General features: G+C 64.4%; 15 protein-coding genes. 10 read left to right on the plus strand and 5 right to left on the minus strand.

What is annotated here, in order from left to right:
- Positions 1–36: 36 nt before the first annotated feature.
- The 4 genes from ACTNBK_RS02290 to ACTNBK_RS02305 all read left to right on the plus strand — a co-directional run bounded on the left by ACTNBK_RS02290 (position 37) and on the right by ACTNBK_RS02305 (position 4291).
- Positions 37–1296: an acetyl-CoA C-acetyltransferase gene (locus tag ACTNBK_RS02290; protein WP_441143239.1), complete on the plus strand. Its 1260-nt coding sequence runs from the start codon at positions 37–39 to the stop codon at positions 1294–1296.
- A gap of 32 nt (positions 1297–1328) precedes the next feature.
- Positions 1329–2669, plus strand: a complete 1341-nt coding sequence (locus ACTNBK_RS02295; protein WP_441143241.1) for a butyryl-CoA:acetate CoA-transferase — start codon at positions 1329–1331, stop codon at positions 2667–2669.
- 270 nt (positions 2670–2939) lie between these two features.
- A complete protein-coding gene (locus ACTNBK_RS02300; RefSeq protein ID WP_227604464.1) occupies positions 2940–3629 on the plus strand; it encodes a CoA transferase subunit A in 690 nt (229 codons plus the stop codon).
- Positions 3629–4291: a 3-oxoacid CoA-transferase subunit B gene (locus tag ACTNBK_RS02305; RefSeq protein ID WP_441143243.1), complete on the plus strand. Its 663-nt coding sequence runs from the start codon at positions 3629–3631 to the stop codon at positions 4289–4291. Before ACTNBK_RS02300 ends, ACTNBK_RS02305 begins: the two co-directional genes overlap by 1 nt.
- Before the next feature lie 759 nt (positions 4292–5050).
- On the opposite strand, the gene xdhC is transcribed toward ACTNBK_RS02305, so the two are convergent.
- The 4 genes from xdhC to arcC form a co-directional block, all read right to left on the minus strand.
- A complete protein-coding gene (gene xdhC / locus ACTNBK_RS02310) occupies positions 5051–5548 on the minus strand; it encodes a xanthine dehydrogenase subunit XdhC (RefSeq protein WP_441143245.1) in 498 nt (165 codons plus the stop codon).
- Positions 5545–6426 carry a xanthine dehydrogenase subunit XdhB gene (xdhB, locus tag ACTNBK_RS02315; RefSeq protein WP_441143247.1) on the minus strand — a complete coding sequence of 294 codons (882 nt, stop codon included), beginning with the start codon at positions 6424–6426 and terminating at the stop codon, positions 5545–5547. Before xdhB ends, xdhC begins: the two co-directional genes overlap by 4 nt.
- 3 nt (positions 6427–6429) lie before the next feature.
- Entirely contained in the window at positions 6430–8751 is a 2322-nt protein-coding gene (gene xdhA / locus ACTNBK_RS02320; RefSeq protein ID WP_441143249.1) for a xanthine dehydrogenase subunit XdhA, read from the minus strand.
- A gap of 283 nt (positions 8752–9034) precedes the next feature.
- Positions 9035–9964, minus strand: coding sequence for a carbamate kinase (gene arcC / locus ACTNBK_RS02325; protein ID WP_441143251.1), 930 nt, complete (start codon positions 9962–9964; stop codon positions 9035–9037).
- Positions 9965–10154: 190 nt separating this feature from the next.
- Here arcC and ACTNBK_RS02330 point away from each other — a divergent pair, with 190 nt between their 5' ends.
- The 5 genes from ACTNBK_RS02330 to ACTNBK_RS02350 all read left to right on the plus strand — a co-directional run bounded on the left by ACTNBK_RS02330 (position 10155) and on the right by ACTNBK_RS02350 (position 15849).
- Positions 10155–11630 carry a pyridoxal-phosphate dependent enzyme gene (locus tag ACTNBK_RS02330; RefSeq protein ID WP_441143253.1) on the plus strand — a complete coding sequence of 492 codons (1476 nt, stop codon included), beginning with the start codon at positions 10155–10157 and terminating at the stop codon, positions 11628–11630.
- An 11-nt stretch (positions 11631–11641) separates the two neighbouring features.
- Complete coding sequence (locus ACTNBK_RS02335; protein ID WP_441143255.1) at positions 11642–12880, plus strand: threonine synthase; 1239 nt, start codon at positions 11642–11644, stop codon at positions 12878–12880.
- 30 nt (positions 12881–12910) lie between these two features.
- Positions 12911–13270 (plus strand): hypothetical protein, encoded by a 360-nt coding sequence (locus ACTNBK_RS02340; protein WP_441143257.1) that lies wholly within the window; start codon positions 12911–12913, stop codon positions 13268–13270.
- A 107-nt stretch (positions 13271–13377) separates the two neighbouring features.
- Positions 13378–14760, plus strand: a complete 1383-nt coding sequence (gene hydA, locus ACTNBK_RS02345) for a dihydropyrimidinase (protein ID WP_441143259.1) — start codon at positions 13378–13380, stop codon at positions 14758–14760.
- A 537-nt stretch (positions 14761–15297) separates the two neighbouring features.
- Complete coding sequence (locus ACTNBK_RS02350; RefSeq protein WP_441143261.1) at positions 15298–15849, plus strand: nucleotidyltransferase family protein; 552 nt, start codon at positions 15298–15300, stop codon at positions 15847–15849.
- Here the strand turns inward: ACTNBK_RS02350 and ACTNBK_RS02355 are convergent.
- Entirely contained in the window at positions 15846–16109 is a 264-nt protein-coding gene (locus ACTNBK_RS02355) for a thioredoxin family protein (protein ID WP_441143263.1), read from the minus strand. The two genes, ACTNBK_RS02350 and ACTNBK_RS02355, sit on opposite strands and share 4 nt — an antisense overlap.
- 99 nt (positions 16110–16208) lie before the next feature.
- Between ACTNBK_RS02355 and ACTNBK_RS02360 the strand changes: the two genes are divergently transcribed.
- Entirely contained in the window at positions 16209–16655 is a 447-nt protein-coding gene (locus ACTNBK_RS02360; RefSeq protein WP_441143265.1) for a nucleoside deaminase, read from the plus strand.
- Positions 16656–16930: the final 275 nt, after the last annotated feature.

The raw sequence follows: 16930 nt of genomic DNA on the forward strand, positions 1-16930 counted from the left end.
CTCTAAAAAATTTACTTAATTGGAGGTCAGATACCCATGAGAGATGTCTACATTGTAAATTGCTGCCGCACCGCTGTTGGCTCTTTCGGCGGAAGCCTGAAGGACACCCCCGCCGTGGATATGGGCGCCGTTGTTGTAAAGGAAGCCCTCAAGCGCGCCAATGTGGCTCCTGAGAACGTGGACGAAGTCATCTTCGGCGGCGTGCTCACCGCTGGCCTGGGCCAGAACATCGCTCGTCAGGTCACTGTGAAGGCCGGTATCCCCTACAGCGTTCCCGCCTTTACCGTTAACATGGTCTGCGGCTCCGGCATGAAGTCCGTCATGGAGGCTGCCCGCGCCATCATCTGCGGCGACGCCGACATCATCGTGGCCGGCGGCACCGAGAGCATGTCTCAGGCTCCCTTCGCCCTTCCCGACGAGCGCTGGGGCGCCCGCATGGGCGACAAGAAGGTCGTCGACACCATGATTAAGGACGGCCTGTGGGACGCCTACAACAACTACCACATGGGCACCACCGCTGAGAACATCTGCGACATCTGGGGCATCACCCGCCAGGAGCTGGACGAGTTCGCCGCCGCCTCCCAGCAGAAGGCCTGCGCCGCCATCGAGTCCGGCCGCTTCAACGACGAGATCGTCCCCGTGATGGTCAAGAAGAAGAAGGAAATGGTGGAGTTCAAGGTGGACGAGTACCCCAAGGCCGGCACCACCGCCGAGTCCGTGGCCAAGCTGAAGGGCGCCTTCCCCGTGGGTCCCGAGGGCGTGGAGGACCAGGTCGTCCACACCTTCCAGCCCACCCAGATCCATGAGGCCGATGCCCGCAAGCACGTCCAGCGCGTCACCGCCGCCAACGCCTCCGGCCTGAACGACGGCGCCGCCGCCATCATCGTGGCCTCCGGCGAGGCCGTGGAGAAGTACGGCCTGAAGCCCATGGCCAAGCTGATCGGCTGGGGCCAGGGCGGCGTCGATCCCAAGATCATGGGCGTGGGCCCCGTGCCCGCCTCCCGCAACGCCATGGCCAAGGCCGGCGTGACCATCGACGACATCGACCTCATCGAGGCCAACGAGGCCTTTGCCGCTCAGTCCGTGGCCGTGGGCCGTGAGCTGGGCTTCGACCTGAGCAAGCTGAACGTGAACGGCGGCGCCATCGCCATCGGCCACCCCATCGGCTGCTCCGGCGCCCGCATCATCGTCACCCTGCTCCACGAGATGGCCAAGCGCCCCGAGGCCAAGAAGGGCCTTGCCACCCTGTGCATCGGCGGCGGCATGGGCGTTGCCACCATCTTCGAGAAGTGCTGATTGCCGCGGGCCGACCTGAGTTGAGGTGACCCATGGATGTTCAAAAGCTGTATGAAGAGAAGCTGACCACCGCCGCCGAGGCGGTGAAGGTGGTCAAGTCCGGGGACTGGGTGGACTACGGGTGGTGTACCAACCATCCCGTGGCCCTGGATAAGGCCCTGGCGGAACGCAAGGACGAGCTTACGGATGTGAAGGTCCGGGGCGGCGTCACCATGTGGATGCCGGAGATCGCAAAGGCGGAAGATGCTCCTGAGCACTTCGTCTGGAATTCCTGGCATATGAGCGGCATCGACCGCAAGATCGTGGCCAAGGGTATGGGCTACTTCAGCCCCATGCGCTACTCCGAGCTGCCCCGCTTCTACCGGGATGACCTCCAGGTGGACGTGGCCATGCTCCAGGTCACACCCATGGACGCCCACGGCAACTTCAACTTCGGGCTGGTGACCTCCCATATCGCTGACATGCTGGCCAAGGCCAAAGTGGTCATCGTGGAGGTCAACAAGAACCTGCCCTGGGGCATCGGCCTCACGGGCAGCGAGATCAACATCAAGGACGTGGACATGGTGGTGGAGGGTGAGAACCCGCCGGTGGCCCAGCTGGGCGCCGGCGGCGCCCCCACCGACGTGGACCGGGCCGTGGCCGAGCTCATCGTGCCGGAGATCCCCAACGGGGCCTGTCTCCAGCTGGGCATCGGCGGCATGCCCAACACCATCGGCGCCATGATCGCCCAATCCGATCTGAAGGATCTGGGCGTCCACACCGAGATGTACGTGGATGCCTTCGTGGACATTGCCAAAGCGGGCAAGATCACCGGCGCCCGCAAGAACCTGGACAAGGGGCGGCAGGTATACGCCTTCGCCGCCGGCACCCAGAAGCTCTACGACTACATCGACCGCAACCCGGAGGTGCTGGGCGCCCCGGTGGACTACACCAACGACGTGCGGGTCATCGCCCAGCTGGACAACTTCATCTCCATCAACAACGCCATCGACCTGGACCTCTTCGGTCAGGTCAACGCCGAGAGCGCCGGCATCAAGCACATCTCCGGCACCGGCGGTCAGCTGGATTTCGTCATGGGGGCCTATCTCTCCAAGGGCGGCAAGAGCTTCATCTGCATGTCCTCCACCGTCGCCGGCAAGGACGGCAGCCTGAAGAGCCGCATCGTGCCCACCCTGACCCCCGGCACCATCGCCACCGATCCCCGGTCCACCATCCACTACCTGGTCACAGAGTACGGCATGGTGAACCTGAAGGGGACCACCACCTGGGAGCGGGCGGAGATGATCATCTCCATCGCCCACCCGGATTTCCGGGAGCAGCTCATCCAGGACGCCGAAAAGATGGGCATCTGGCGCAGGAGCAATCGGGTCTGAGTCCGTCACAGGCGGACAATATGCCGTCTCAATGGGACGAGGATGCGCATTTCCCCATCACAATTCCGGGCGGGATCTTTCCAAAAGATCCCGCCCTTTTTTATGGGTGTTTTTTTGCAAAATCACCCCGGTATTTTGGGTTTTGGCGGGGGCATAGGTGTTGCCACCGCCTGGAAAAAGTGCTAGAATACGAGTGAGCATCATAGTACCGACAGGAACGTGGGTCCCCTGCCGGGACTATTTGCCATTATTATTAGGAGGGAACGAACAGTGGCTAAAATTATTTCCGTGGAGGAAGCCGTAGCCATGATCCCCGACGGGGCAACCATCATGTTTGGCGGCTTCCTGGGCTGCGGCAGCGCCCATCACATCATCGAAGCCCTGGCCAACAGCGGCAAGAAGGACTTCACTATCATCGGCAACGACTGCGGCATGGCGACCGGCCCCAATGGCGAAGAATTTTACGGCATGGCCAAGCTGGTCCACAATCACCAGGTCAAGCACGTCATCGCGACCCACGTGGGTATGACCCCCGACGTGGCCACCCAGAGCATGGTGGACAAGACCCTCACCGTCGACCTCATCCCCCAGGGTTCCCTGGCTGAGATGATCCGCGCCGCCGGCGCCGGTCTGGGCGGCGTGCTCACCCCCACCGGTGTGGGCACCATCGTGGAGGACTCCCCCTTCTGCCTGGGCAAGCAGACCATCGACGGCAAGGACTACCTGCTCATGAAGCCTGTCCACGCCGACGTGGCCGTGGTCAACGCCCACATGATCGACAAGTTCGGCAACATGTGGTACAAGGGCACCACCCGCAACTTCAACACCGTTATGGCCACCGCCGCCGACCTGGTTATCGCCGAGGCCGACAACCTGGTGGAGATCGGTGACATCGCTCCTGAAAACGTCGTCACCTCCGGCGCTTTCGTCAACTACATCGTGGATGGAGGGAAGCTGTAATGGAAAAGTCTGAGATCAAAGGCTTCATTGCCAAGCGCGTGGCCAAGGAGCTCAAGGACGGCGACGTGGTGAACCTGGGCATCGGCCTGCCCACCATGGTCCCCGCTTATCTGCCCGAGGGCGTGCATGTGGTCCTCCAGTCCGAGAACGGCATCATCGGCACCGGCGCCAAGCCCACCGCTGACGATGCCGAGCCCTCCTACAAGACCGACGCCGGCGGCGCTCCCGCCCAGGCTGCCAAGTTCGGCTGCTACATCGACTCCGCCACCTCCTTCGGCTTCATCCGCGGCGGTCACGTCAACGCCACCATCCTGGGCGGCCTGGAAGTGGACCAGGAGGGCTCCCTGTCCAACTGGATCATCCCCGGCAAGAAGATGCCCGGCATGGGCGGCGCCATGGACCTGCTGGTGGGCGCCAAGACCGTCATCGTGGCCATGGAGCACACCGCCAAGGGCAAGCCCAAGATCCTGAAGAAGTGCACCCTGCCCTACACCGCCGTGCACTGCATCACCAAGATCATCACCGAGATGTGCGTGATGGAGGTCACCGACAAGGGTCTCGTCATGACCGAGATCAACCCCGAGTTCACCGTGGACGACGTCAAGGCCGCTACCGAGGCCGACTTCACCGTGGCCGAGGACCTGAAGGACATGACCGCCTGAGTTCAGGCCCACTGTCAGAAAGGGATTCTATGCCGCCCCGGACCGCTGGTCCGGGGCGGTTTTTTCTGTTTTGCGGACGGTAGATCGGCCTTGTGATGTGGGTAGGGGCGGATACCATCCGCCCAAAAGCCTTCCCCTGGGGGTCTGACTGTCCGGTGGACAGTCAGAAGAAATGACTTCTTCCTTAACCCGTGGTGGCGGCGTAAGCCGCCGGATGAGGGGGGACTTTAAGCATGGTTTACGCTTCGTTTTCTTTCTGCTACGTTTAAGGACGGGAGAGACGCTTTCAAAACCCGTTTCTTTTTCCCTGCTGGAAAAAGAACGGTTTTTGGAATCCAAAGAAAAAGGGGCTCCCGAGCGGGTTGAGTGGCTCCAAATAGGAATCCGGCGGCCCGGCTTTACGCCCCCATAGAGGTCCAGCCCCGTCTACGGTAGACTACCTCGGCGGAACAGGGAAAACTTGTGGTTCTATCCCACATTTTTTCGCCGCCTGCGTGGGTCGGTATCGGGACGTGGTGGCGCTGACTGGTTTTTTGCTGCGGCGCTGGGTGGTTTGCGAGGCCACCCGCAGACCTTCCCCATGTGGAACTGACAAAAAATGCGGGCGCTGCCGGTCGGCAGCGCCCGCTGATTTTATCCTATGGTGTTCAAAGTTTTTTTACCGCTCCGTCTCCGCCCTTCCTCCCGTGACCGGGCGCAGACGCCGGATGCGTTCCACGTCCGGAGCGATACCAAAGTTCTTTTTGCCTACTTTTTCTTTCAAGAAAAAGTAGGCTTGCCGACGACTTTGTGGCACTCGTTGACGGCCCGCTCCACGGCGTTAAGGATGTTCTGGTAGCCGGTGCAGCGGCACAGGTGCCCCGAGATGAGCTTGCGCAGCTCCTCCCGGGTGTACTGCTTGCCCGAACCCACGATCTCCACCGCCGACATGATGATGCCGGGGGTGCAGAAGCCGCACTGAACGGCGGCCTCCTCAATGAAGGCCTTCTGGATGGGGTTGAGTTCGCCGTTCTCACCCTGGAGGCCCTCCACGGTGAGGATGTGCTTGCCCTCGCACCAGGCGGTGAGGTAGATGCAGGAGTCGATGGCCACCCCGTCCACCAGGACGGTGCAGGCGCCGCACTCCCCCACCTCGCAGCCCCGCTTCACGCTGGTCAGCCCTAATCGGTCCCGGAGGGTGTCCAGCAGGGACTCCCGCAGGTCGTAACCCACCTCCACCGGCTTGCCGTTGACGGTGCAGTGCAGAATTTCCATCATATCTGAGCACCTCCCTTCCGGGCCGCCTCCAGGAGGGCGCGGCCGGAGAGCTCCTTCACCAGCTGGACCCGGAACTCCTTGGAGGCCCGCCAGCTGGTCCGGGGATTGATGTCCTGGAGGGCCAGCTCCCCGATCTGCTCCGCCGCCTGGGCCACGGTGAGACCCCGGACCCCGTCCTCGGCGGTGTGGGAGCGGATGGGGGTGGGGGCCGCCACGCCGAAGGCCAGGCGCACGTCCTCACAGACGGTCTTGTCCGCCGACAGCTTCACCAGGCAGCTCACCCCCAGGGTGGCGATGTCCATGGCGTTGCGCTGGGCGTATTTGATGTAGTGGCCGGTCCAGCCCTCAAAATTCTCCTTGGGGATGACGATGCGGCACAGGAGCTCGGCGGGCCGCAGGTCCACCTTGCCCACTCCCTTGTACCACGCGTCGATGGGCACCACCCGCCAGCCGTCGGGACCCTGGACGTGCATCTGTGCACCGAAGGCCATGAGGGTGGAAGCGGTGTCGGCGGAGGTGACGCCGTTACACACGTTGCCGCCGATGGTGCCCACCGCCCGGAGCTGAGGCCCGCCGGCCATGTCGGCGGCCTCCCCCAGCACGGGGACGTGGGAGCGGATGAGGGGATCGAAGGTCACATTGTGGAAGGTGGTGAGGGGCCCGATGGCCAGATCGCCGTTCTCCAGGGCCTTCACCCCGGCCAATTCGGCGTCCAGGCCGTGGATGGACACCAGCCGGCAGCCCGCCAGCTTGCCTTCCCTGATTTTAATGAGTACGTCGGAGCCTCCGGCGATGACCACCGCCTGGGGGTCCTTTTCCAGGGCGGCGATGGCGTCGGCCACCGACGAGGCCCGGTAGATGGATGTCAGGTCATACATGGCTCATTCCCCCTTTTCGATGAGTCCGGCTCCGGTGAAGGCCTCCACCATGCGCTGGGGATTCATGGGCAGCCGGTGGATGGCCACGCCGGTGGCCTGGAGGACGGCGTTCCGCACGGCCCCCGCCACCGGGATGGCGGGCGGCTCCCCCAGGGCCTTGTTTCCGAAGGGGCCGGAGGGGTCGTCGGTCTCCACGAAGAGGGCGTGGAGCTCCGGGTGGTCCATGGCGGTGGGCAGCTTGTAGTCCAGGAGGTTTCCGTTGAGGAGGCGGCCCTTGTCGTCGTACTTCATCTCCTCGCTGAGGGCGTAGCCCAAACCCATGCTCATGCCGCCGTGGACCTGGGCCTCGGCCAGCTTGGGGTTGATGAGCCTGCCCGAGTCGTGGACGTTGACGATACGCAGCACTTTGATCTTGCCCACGGGGATATCCACCTCCACCTCGGCGAAGCAGGCGCCGAAGGCGAAGGTGTTGTTCTTGCACTGGACGGTCTCCTCGGCGGTGATGTGCTCGCAGTGGCTCAGGGAGTAGAAGGCCTCCATGGCCAGGTCGGCCAGGCTGAGCACCGCCTCGCCGCTGACCGTGCTCACCACGTCCCGGCCCCGGATATCCAGGTTGCCCCGGTCCAGGTTGGTGAGGCCGGCGGCGAAGTCCAGCACCTTGGCCTTGAAGGACTCCCCCGCCTTCTTGATGGCCTTGCCGGTGACGTAGGTCTGCCGGGAGGCGTAGGCGCCGGTATCGAAGGGGGCGGTGTCGGTGTCCTGGAAGGAGACGATATGTACATCCTCGGTGGGGATGCCGATGGCCTGGGCGCACATCTGGGAAAAGACGGTGTCGCCGCCCTGGCCGATCTCGGTGGCGCCCAGCTGGAGCTGGACGGTGCCGTCCTGATTGAGGATGACCCGGGCGGAGGCCGTCTCCAGGGAGATGGGCCACACGCCGGTCTTGTAGGAAAAGACGGCCATGCCGATGCCCCGGCGGATGGGCCCCGTCTGGGGCTTGGCGTACTCCGCCCGGAGTTTCTCCCAGTCCATGAACTCGGCCCCCTTGCGGATGCACTCGGCCAGGCCCGTGGAGTGGCAGGTGATGCCGTTGGTGGGGTCCACGTAGCCCAGGGGCATGATGTTCTTGAGCCGGAAGGCGATGGGGTCCCAACCCATTTCCCGGGCAATGTCGTCCATGAAGCACTCTCCGGCGAAGTTGCACTGGGGGATGCCGTAGCCCCGCATGGCGCCGGTGGAGCCCAGGTTGGTGTAGACGGTGTAGGCGTCGGACCGGTGGGCGAAGGCGTCGGGGTAGGTCTGGCGGAAGCCGGTGACGGCGTTGGCCACGATGGAGTGGCCGTGGGAGGCGTAGCCGCCCTGGTTGCTCACCGCCCGGCAGGTACGGGCCATGAGACGCATGGACGCCGGGTCCACGGCGGCCTTCACGTCGAAGTGGATGGCGTGGCGGGAGCGGGTGTTCTGGAAGGTCTCCTCCCGGGTGAGCTCCAGCTTCACCTTCCGCCCGCCGATCTGGGTGGTGATCCAGGCGTTGAGGGGCTCGTAGAGGACCTCCTGCTTGTTGCCGAAGCCGCCGCCGATGTAGGGCTTGATGACCCGGATCTGACCCCAGCCGATGCCCAGGGCCTGGCCGATGACCCGGCGGACGATGTGGGGGATCTGGGTGGACGACACCACCACGATCCGGTCCCCCTCCATCCAGGCGTAGGACACCGGGTTCTCGATGTGGCAGTGCTGGACGGCCTGGCTGTCGATGTGGGCCTCAAAGTGGCGGTAGGCCGGGTCGGCAAAGACCTCGTCCACCCCCCGCCCGCCGGCACCCGGGGTCAGAACATCAAAGCAGGTATGCCGGAGGATGTTGTCCGGGTGCTCGTCGTGGATGGCCACCGCCCCCGGTGCCATGGCCGCCTCCGGGTCGGTGTAGACGGGGTACTCCTCATAGGTCACCTTGATGGCCTTCAGGGCGTGCTCGGCGGCGATCTCGTCCTCCGCCACCACCACGGCGATATCCTCCCCGTAGATGCGCACCCGCCGGGCCAGGAGCTTCCGGTCAGCCACGTCCTGATGGGCGGCCTCCACGCTCCAGGGGTGGCCCGGGGTGGGGAACTGAATGTCGGGAACGTCAAAGCAGGTGAGGATCTTCACCACACCGGGCACCTTGCGGGCCTCGGTGAGGTCCATGTCCTTCACCACGCCGTTGGCGATGGTGCTGTGGAGGATTCTGGCCACCAGGACCCCCTGGCCCCGGAGATCGTCGGTATATTTCGCCCGGCCGGTCACCTTGTCCAGGGCGTCCACCCGGTGGATGCTTCTTCCAATTTCCACAAAAGTACACCTCCTATCATGGGCATTATATCTCAATTGTGCTGAAAAAGAAAGAGGAAAGGCACAATCGCCTTCCCTCTTTGGAAGCAAATCGCAGGATGAGGCCTCCGCAGAGAGCCTCGCAGAGTTCTGCCGTCCGCAGACGGCAGAATCAAGTGAAATCTGTTTTTCCCCGGGACATGCGCCTGGGGAAAAACACTTCTCAGCCCGCAAACGTGCGAGCGCAGCGAGTGCGCTGCAGCGGGCTGCAGCCCTTTCGAGAACATGCCTGCATGTTCGAGAGTCATCCGATGGTGGTACCCGCCTGGCCCCGGAGGGCGTCGGCGGCATGCTCCAGATCGGTGATGACGCAGCGCCGGCCCGGTCCCGACTGGGCAAACTCCGCCCCGGCGGCCACCTTGGGCCCCATAGACCCGGCGGCGAACTCCCCCCGGGCCAGGTACTCCCGGGCCACCGGTACCGTCATGTGGGTGAGCTGGCGCTGGTTGGGCTTTCCGTAGTGGACGGCCACCCCGGCCACGCCGGTGAGGATGAGAAGGACCTGGGCGTCCAGCTCCCGGGCCAGGAGGGCGGCGGTGAAGTCCTTGTCCACCACGGCTCCCACCCCTTTGAGGGCGTTCCCCCGGGCGGCCACGGGGATGCCCCCTCCGCCCCCGGCCACCACCACGGTGCCGTGGTCCAGCAGGGTGCGGATGCTCTCCAGCTCCACCACCCGCTTGGGGCGGGGAGAGGCCACCGCCCGCCGCCAGCCCCGGCCGGCGTCCTCCATCACCGGGTTCCCCCGGCGGGCCATCTCCTGGGCCTCGGCCTGAGTGAGGAAGGCCCCGATGGGCTTGTCCGGATGGTCGAAGGCGGGATCGGCCGGGTCCACCTCCACCTGGGTGAGGAGGGTGACCACCGGCCGGTGCAGACCCCGGCGGAGGAGCTCCTCCCCCAGGGTGTTCTGGAGGTCGTAGCCGATGTAGCCCTGGGCCATGGCGGTACACACCGACAGGGGCGCCATGGGGTGGTCGGAGTCGGTGCGGGAGAGGCCGGTCATAGCGGCGCTGATGAGGCCGATCTGGGGTCCGCTGCCGTGGACCAGCACCACCTGGTCGCCCCCCTGGATGAGCCCGGAGAGCACCTTGGCCGTCTCCTCCGCCGCCCGGCGCTGCTCCGGCAGGGTCGCCCCCAAAGCGTTGCCCCCAATGGCGGCCACGATCCGTCTGCCCATGGCGCTCTCCCCCTCTCCATTGTCATTCTTACTCCCATCATACCACGCCCCGCCGCCTTGTCAATGTTTTTCCGCCGCCATCCAAAGTTTGACCTTTCCCCTTGATTTCTCCCCTTGGTATGTTATGATGGAGTCACCAACATCACCCGGGACGGCCGGCGGCCGCCCACGACGAAGGAGGCTTTTTGTCATGATCGATCTCACCCTCCACCCCGACGCCCTGGCCCGGAACATCCAGAAAGCCCGGGAAAACCGGGTGGTCATCCCCACCTACCAGCAGATGAAGCACCCGGAGACCGTGCCCGGCAAGATCCAGGACCGGCTGCGCCACGTGGGCCTGTGGGATGTGGACCCCCTCAACCTCTTCCGCATCACCTGGAAGAACGAGGCCAAGGCCTCCGGCGGCCTCTACCAGGAAGTGCCCAACTACATCGAGCTGCCCTCCGCCCTCACCGGCGTCCCCGCCCGCATCGTCTGCCTGGTGGGCAAGTGGTTCCCCACCGGCTGCCACAAAGTGGGGGCCGCCTACGGCTGCCTGGTGCCCCGGCTGGTCACCGGCCAGTTCGACGCCACCGCCGACCACGCCGTCTGGCCCTCCACCGGCAACTACTGCCGGGGCGGCGCCTTCAACTCCAAGCTGCTGGCGGTGGACTCGGTGGCCATCCTCCCCGAGGGTATGAGCCGGGAGCGCTTCGACTGGCTCAAGTCCATCGCCGGCGAGGTCATCGCCACCCCCGGCTGCGAGTCCAACGTGAAGGAGATCTTCGACAAGGCCAACGAGCTGAAACAACAGCCCCACATGATGGTCTTCAACCAGTTCGAGGAGATGGGCAACCACCTCTGGCACTATCAGGTCACCGGCGACGCCATCGCCACCGTCTTTGAGCACCTGAAAGGCCCCGGCGACCACATGGCGGGCGCCTGCTTCACCTCCGGCTCCGCCGGTACCATCGGCTGCGGCGACTACCTCAAGGAGGTCTACCCCACCATGAAGCTGGCCGTGGGCGAGGCCCTCCAGTGCCCCACCCTCCTCAACAACGGCTTCGGCGGCCACCGCATCGAGGGCATCGGCGACAAGCACGTGCCCTGGATCCATGACGTGAAGAACACCGACATGGTCATCGCCATCGACGACGAGGACTCCCAGCGGCTGCTGCGGCTCTTCAACGACCCCGCGGGCCTTCGCTACCTCAAGGAGGAGGCCGGGGTGGACGACGAGACCCTCTCCAAGCTCTCCTGGCTGGGCATCAGCGGCATCGCCAACGTGCTCTGCTGCATCAAGATGGCCAAGTACTACGAGTTCACCGGCAAGGACCTCATCTTCACCGTCCTCACCGACTCCGCCGACATGTACGGCTCCCGCATCCAGGAGTTGGCCGAGGAGTACGGTCCCTACGACGCCAAGGCGGCGGCGGTGGACCACAACCTCCACATGCTGGGCCTGCGGACCGACTCCATGGAGGAGCTCACCTACCCCGCCCGGAAGCGGGTCCACAACCTCAAATACTACACCTGGGTGGAGCAGCAGGGCCGCACCGTGGAGGAACTGGACGCCCTCTGGTACGACACCGAGCACACCTGGGACGCCGTCCACCACCAGGCCGACGCCCTGGACGAGCTCATCAACGCCTTCAACGAGGAAAGCGGCGTCCTGAAGAGCCTGTAAGGAGGTGTCCCATGAAATACGTCCTGGGCGCCAAGTGTACCCGCTGCGGCGCGGAGTACGAGGCCCTTCCAACGATCACAACCTGTAAATGCGGCGGTATATTAGACATTCAGTATTCGTATTCCGCCATCCGGGACCACTTTTCCCCCGCCGATCTGGAGCAAAACCACGACTACTCCATGTGGCGGTACCGGCCCTTCCTGCCGGTGGAGGAGGACTCCCCCGCCCCACCCCTGCGGGTGGGCTGGTCCCCTCTCTACAAGGCCGACCGGCTCGCCGGGGTCATGGGCCTCAAGACCCTCTACATCAAGGACGACGGCCAGAACCCCACCGCCTCCCTGAAGGACCGGGCCTCCGCCATGGCGGTGGTCAAGGCCCGGGAGGCCGGGGCGGACACCATCGCCTGCTCCTCCACCGGCAACGCCGCCTCCTCCCTGGCGGGCAACGCGGCGGCGGCGGGGCTGGCCACCTACATCTTCGTCCCCAGCCGGGCCCCCAAGGGCAAGGTGGCCCAGCTCATGATCTTCGGCGCCACCGTCATCAGCGTGGACGGCTCCTATGAGGACACCTTCGCCCTCTCCAAAGCCGCCATCGACCGCTGGGGCTGGTACAACCGCAACGCCGCCATCAACCCCTACCTCTCCGAGGGCAAAAAGACGGTGACCTTCGAGCTTATGGAGCAGCTCCACTGGCAGGTCCCCGACTATGTGGCCCTCTCCGTGGGGGACGGCTGCACCATCGCCGGGGTGTGGAAGGGGTTCATGGACCTCTACGAGACCGGCTTCATCGACCGCCTGCCCAAGCTCATTTCCACCCAGGCGGAGGGCTGCTGCCCCCTGAACCGGGCCCTCCAGACCGGGGAGCCCTGCTCGCCCATGGAGGAGAACACCCTGGCCGACTCCATCGCCGTGGGGGTGCCCCGGAACGCCGACAAGGCCCTGAACGCCGTCCGGGAATCCAAGGGCATCGCCGTCAACGTGTCCGACGAGGAGATTCTGGAGGCCATGCGCCTTCTGGGCCGGACCCAGGGGGTCTTTGGCGAGCCCGCCGGAGTCACCGGCACCGCCGGGGTGAAAAAGGCCCTGGAGCTGGGGCTCATCGACCCGGACGCCACCGTGGTGAGCATCGTCACGGGCAACGGCCTCAAGGACGTGGCCAACGGCATCAAGGCCGCCGGAGAGCCCATGCTGGTCCGCCCCGACCTGGACGCCCTGCTCTCCGCCTTCGACGCGCGGAACATCCACCCCTGACCACAAACTGAGAAAAGAGAGGTTTTGCCCATGTCCACGGCTCCCGTCTCCCGGGCGGCCAGAACCGCCGCCCTTCTCTACCCCGTCGTCACCGTCCTGGCCCTGGCCCTCACCTTCGCCCTCTTCATCGCCGGCGACGGCGGCTCCCTCACCCGGACCGTGGTCTTTATGGTGTGGCTGGCCCTGCTGGTCTACTCCCTCATCCGGGTCCTCAGCGACGTCCTCTCCGGTCAGCATAAGAAGGAGCAGAGTTTCCAGAACACCCTGGACGCCTTCGTCCAGAACACCGGCAGCGCCCAGAAGGCCATGGCCTACTTCACCGCCATGGAGGTGGTCTCCTCCGTGCTGAAGCTGGTGATCCCGGTGGTGCTGTGGGCCATCTTCCGCTGAATGTTTTCCGAGAAGCTGTAACGAAGTGCCGCGCGCACGGGCTTCCATTTTGACGGCACAGTCAGGATGGGAGCCCGTTTTTGTTCATATGAAAAGGAGGTTATCCTATGTCTATCCTCATCCGGAAGGGCACCCTGGTGCTGCCCGAGGGCCCCGTCCAGGCCGACCTGCGCATGGACGGCGGCAAGATCGTCCAGATCGGTCCCGACCTGCCCGCCGGGGATTCCCAGGTGGTGGAGGCCGCCGGGAAGCTGGTCTTCCCCGGCTTCATCGACACCCACACCCACTTCGAGATGAACAAGGGCCTGCCCAACGAGACCGCCGACGACTGGCGGACGGGCTCCATGGCCGCCCTGGCCGGGGGCACCACCACCGTGCTGGACTTTGCCGAATCCCAGCGGGGCTGCTCCCTGGCCTCCGCCCTGGAGACCTGGCACAAACGGACCGACGGGGTGGCCAGCTGCCACTACGGCTTCCACATGACCATCAAGGACTGGGACCCCCGTATCCAGGCCGAGCTGAAGGACATGACCGCCGCCGGGGTCACCTCCTACAAGGTCTACATGGCCTACGACAACCTGCGCCTCTCCGACGGGGTCATCTATGAGGTCCTGAAGGCCACGGCGGCGGAGGGGGCCGTGGTGGGCTGCCACTGCGAAAACGGCGACCTGGTGACCAAGGGCATTGCCGCCCAGAAGGCGGCGGGCAACCTGGGCACCCAGGCCCACCCCCTGTCCCGTCCCCCCCTGGTGGAGGCCGAGGCGGTGAGCCGTTATCTCTCCATCGCCGAGCTGGCGGGGGCGCCGGTGAACATCGTCCACCTCTCCACCCGCCGGGGCCTGGAGGCCGTCCGGGCCGCCCGCTCGAGAGGCCAGAAGCTCTACGTGGAGACCTGCCCCCAGTACCTCCTCCTGGACGACAGTCTCTATGACCTCCCCGACTTCGAGGGGGCCAAGTACGTCTTCTCGCCTCCCGCCCGGAGCAAGGACGATCAGTGTGCCCTGTGGGAGGGCATCGCCGCCGGGGACATCGACACCATGGGCACCGACCACTGCTCCTTTGACTTCCACGGGGTGAAGGAGCTGGGCCGGGAGGACTTTTCCAAAATCCCCAACGGCCTGCCCGGGGTGGAGCACCGCCCCGCCCTCATGTACCACTTCGGGGTGGGTCAGGGCCGGATGACGGTCAGCGACCTGGTGCGGCTCCTGGCGGAGCAGCCCGCCAAGCTCTTCGGCATGTGGCCCCGGAAGGGCTGCCTGGCCGTGGGCAGCGACGCCGACGTAGTCATTTTCGACCCCGCCCGCACCTGGACCATCACCGCCAGGGACCAGGTCCAGGCGGTGGACTACACCCCCTACGAGGGCATGACCCTCACCGGCAAACCCGAGGTCGTCTTTCTCAGCGGTCAGCTGGCCGCCCGGGACGGCAAGGTGGTCCTGGAGGGTCAGGGTCAGTTTGTCCACCGGGGAAAGAGCCAGTTCTGGCGGTAACGGAGGGAGTCACGGCCTCCGCGCTGCCTGCATCTAAAGGTTTCCCCTCATCCGTCATTTGCTTCGCAAATGCCACCACGGGCTAAGGAAGACGTGATTTCTTCAGACTGTCCACCGGACAGTCTGACCCCCAGGGGAAGGCTATGGTGGATAACCAACCTGCGCCGCAGCAACGGGAATCCCAGGCAGCGCCACCACATCCCGACACCCACCCACGCAGGCGGCGAAAAAACTGCGGATAGGACCACAGCTTGTCCCTGTTCCACCGGCGGAGTCACCTGTGGACGGGGCTGGTGCTCAATGGGGGCGTAAAGACGGGCCGCCGGATTCCTATTTGGAACCACTCAACCCTTTTAGAAGCCCCTTTTTCTTTGGATTCCAAAAACCGTTCTTTTTCCAGCAGGGAAAAAGAAACGGGTTTTGAGCCGTCTCCCCCGTCCTTTCACATAATAGAATGGTTCATGGTTCGGGGTGTGGTTTGGCGCGTCTAGGAAGCCGCGCCCCACAGACAATATGCTTCCCCGAAAGGAGGTCCAAATGAAGATCGCCTGCATCCTGCTGGCCTCCGGCTTTGGCCGACGGTACGGCGGCAACAAGCTCCTCACCCTCTGGGAGGGAATGCCCCTCTACCGCCGGGCCTTTGCCGCCCTGCCTCCCGCCCTCTTCTCCCCGGCGGTGGTCACCAGCCAGTACGGCCAGATCCTGGCCGACGCCGCCAAGGCGGGCTATCTGCCCATACAAAACTGCCACCCCTGGGAAGGGGTGGCAGCGGGCATCCGTCTGGGGCTTCAGGCGGCGTGGCACAGTGACGGCGCCCTGTTTGCCGTCTGTGACCAGCCAAATTTGACTACGGATAGTATTATCAAGTTGTTAAATGCCTTCCAGGAGTCACCGGACCGCATCCACGCCCTGGGCTTCCAGGGGAAAAAGGGGAACCCGGTGGTCTTTCCCAAGGCCCTCTACCCCGAGCTCATGGCCCTCAGCGGCGACACCGGCGGCAGCGCCGTCATCCGGGCCCACCGGGACCTCCTCACCCTCACGGAGGTGGGAGACCCCGCCGAGCTGGTGGACGTGGACACCCCCGGTTAGCCCTCCGCCGCCAGACGGAAAACCTTCTCCACGTCGGCCTTCTCGGCGTGGCCCTCGTGGACCTTCTTGCCGTCCACGTAGTAGGTGGGCACATAATAGTAGTCGTAGGTGTCGGCCAGGGCGGCCTCCTTGGCCTCGTCCACCATCTTGAAGGGGATGTCCTTCCACTCCGGATGCTCCGCCAGCAGCTCCTCCTGGAACCGGAGGGCCAGCTTGCAGTGGGGGCAGCCGGGCAGATAAAAGAGCAGAATATCTTTCATGTTTTTCTCCTTTGCGCGGGGGCTCCTTTGCCCCTCTGCGTCCATCATACCCGGTCCCGGCCCGAAATACAAGCCCGGACCGCAGAAAGGGGGCGTCCCATGACGCCGGAACAGTATATGACCCGGGCCCTGGAGCTGGCCCAGAAGGCCCTGGAGACAGGGGACGTGCCGGTGGGCTGCGTGGTGGCCGACCGGGACGGCGCCATCATCGGGGAGGGCTGGAACCGTCGGGAGGCCAACGGCGACGCCCTGGCCCACGCCGAGGTGGAGGCCATCCGGGCGGCCTGCGCCCATCGGGGGGGCTGGAACCTCCACGGCTGCTCCCTCTACGTCACCCTGGAGCCCTGCCCCATGTGCGCCGGGGCCATCGTCAACTCCCGCATCGACCGGGTGTACTACGGCGCCAAGGACGAAAAGGCGGGCTGCTGCGGCTCCGTCCTCAACCTCTTCATGGAGGACTTCAACCACCACCCCCGGGTCTATGGCGGCATCCTGAAGGAACCCTGCGCCGCCCTCCTGCGGCGCTTCTTTGAGGCCCTTCGGTGATGTTTCACAGATTTGTAACATCTGTGGCCTTCTTTTGTAACAATCTGCTGGTATCATCACAATCAGCAAGAGACGATTCTTCTTTTCATTCTATCCTCCGATCCGGGAAGAGAGCGACGGGCATTACCGCCGCTCTTTTTCTTTTTTCCCCAGATTACACGAACTTTACAGCAAATTGGGAAGATTTAATCTTCTTGTAACAATTCAGGATTTGATTGTTAACAAGTCTACGGTACTATAATACTCGCAAGAGACAGTTTCTTTTCATTTCATTG

Source organism: Intestinimonas sp. HCP28S3_D6 (assembly GCF_052065695.1).
GTDB lineage: Bacteria > Bacillota > Clostridia > Oscillospirales > Oscillospiraceae > Intestinimonas.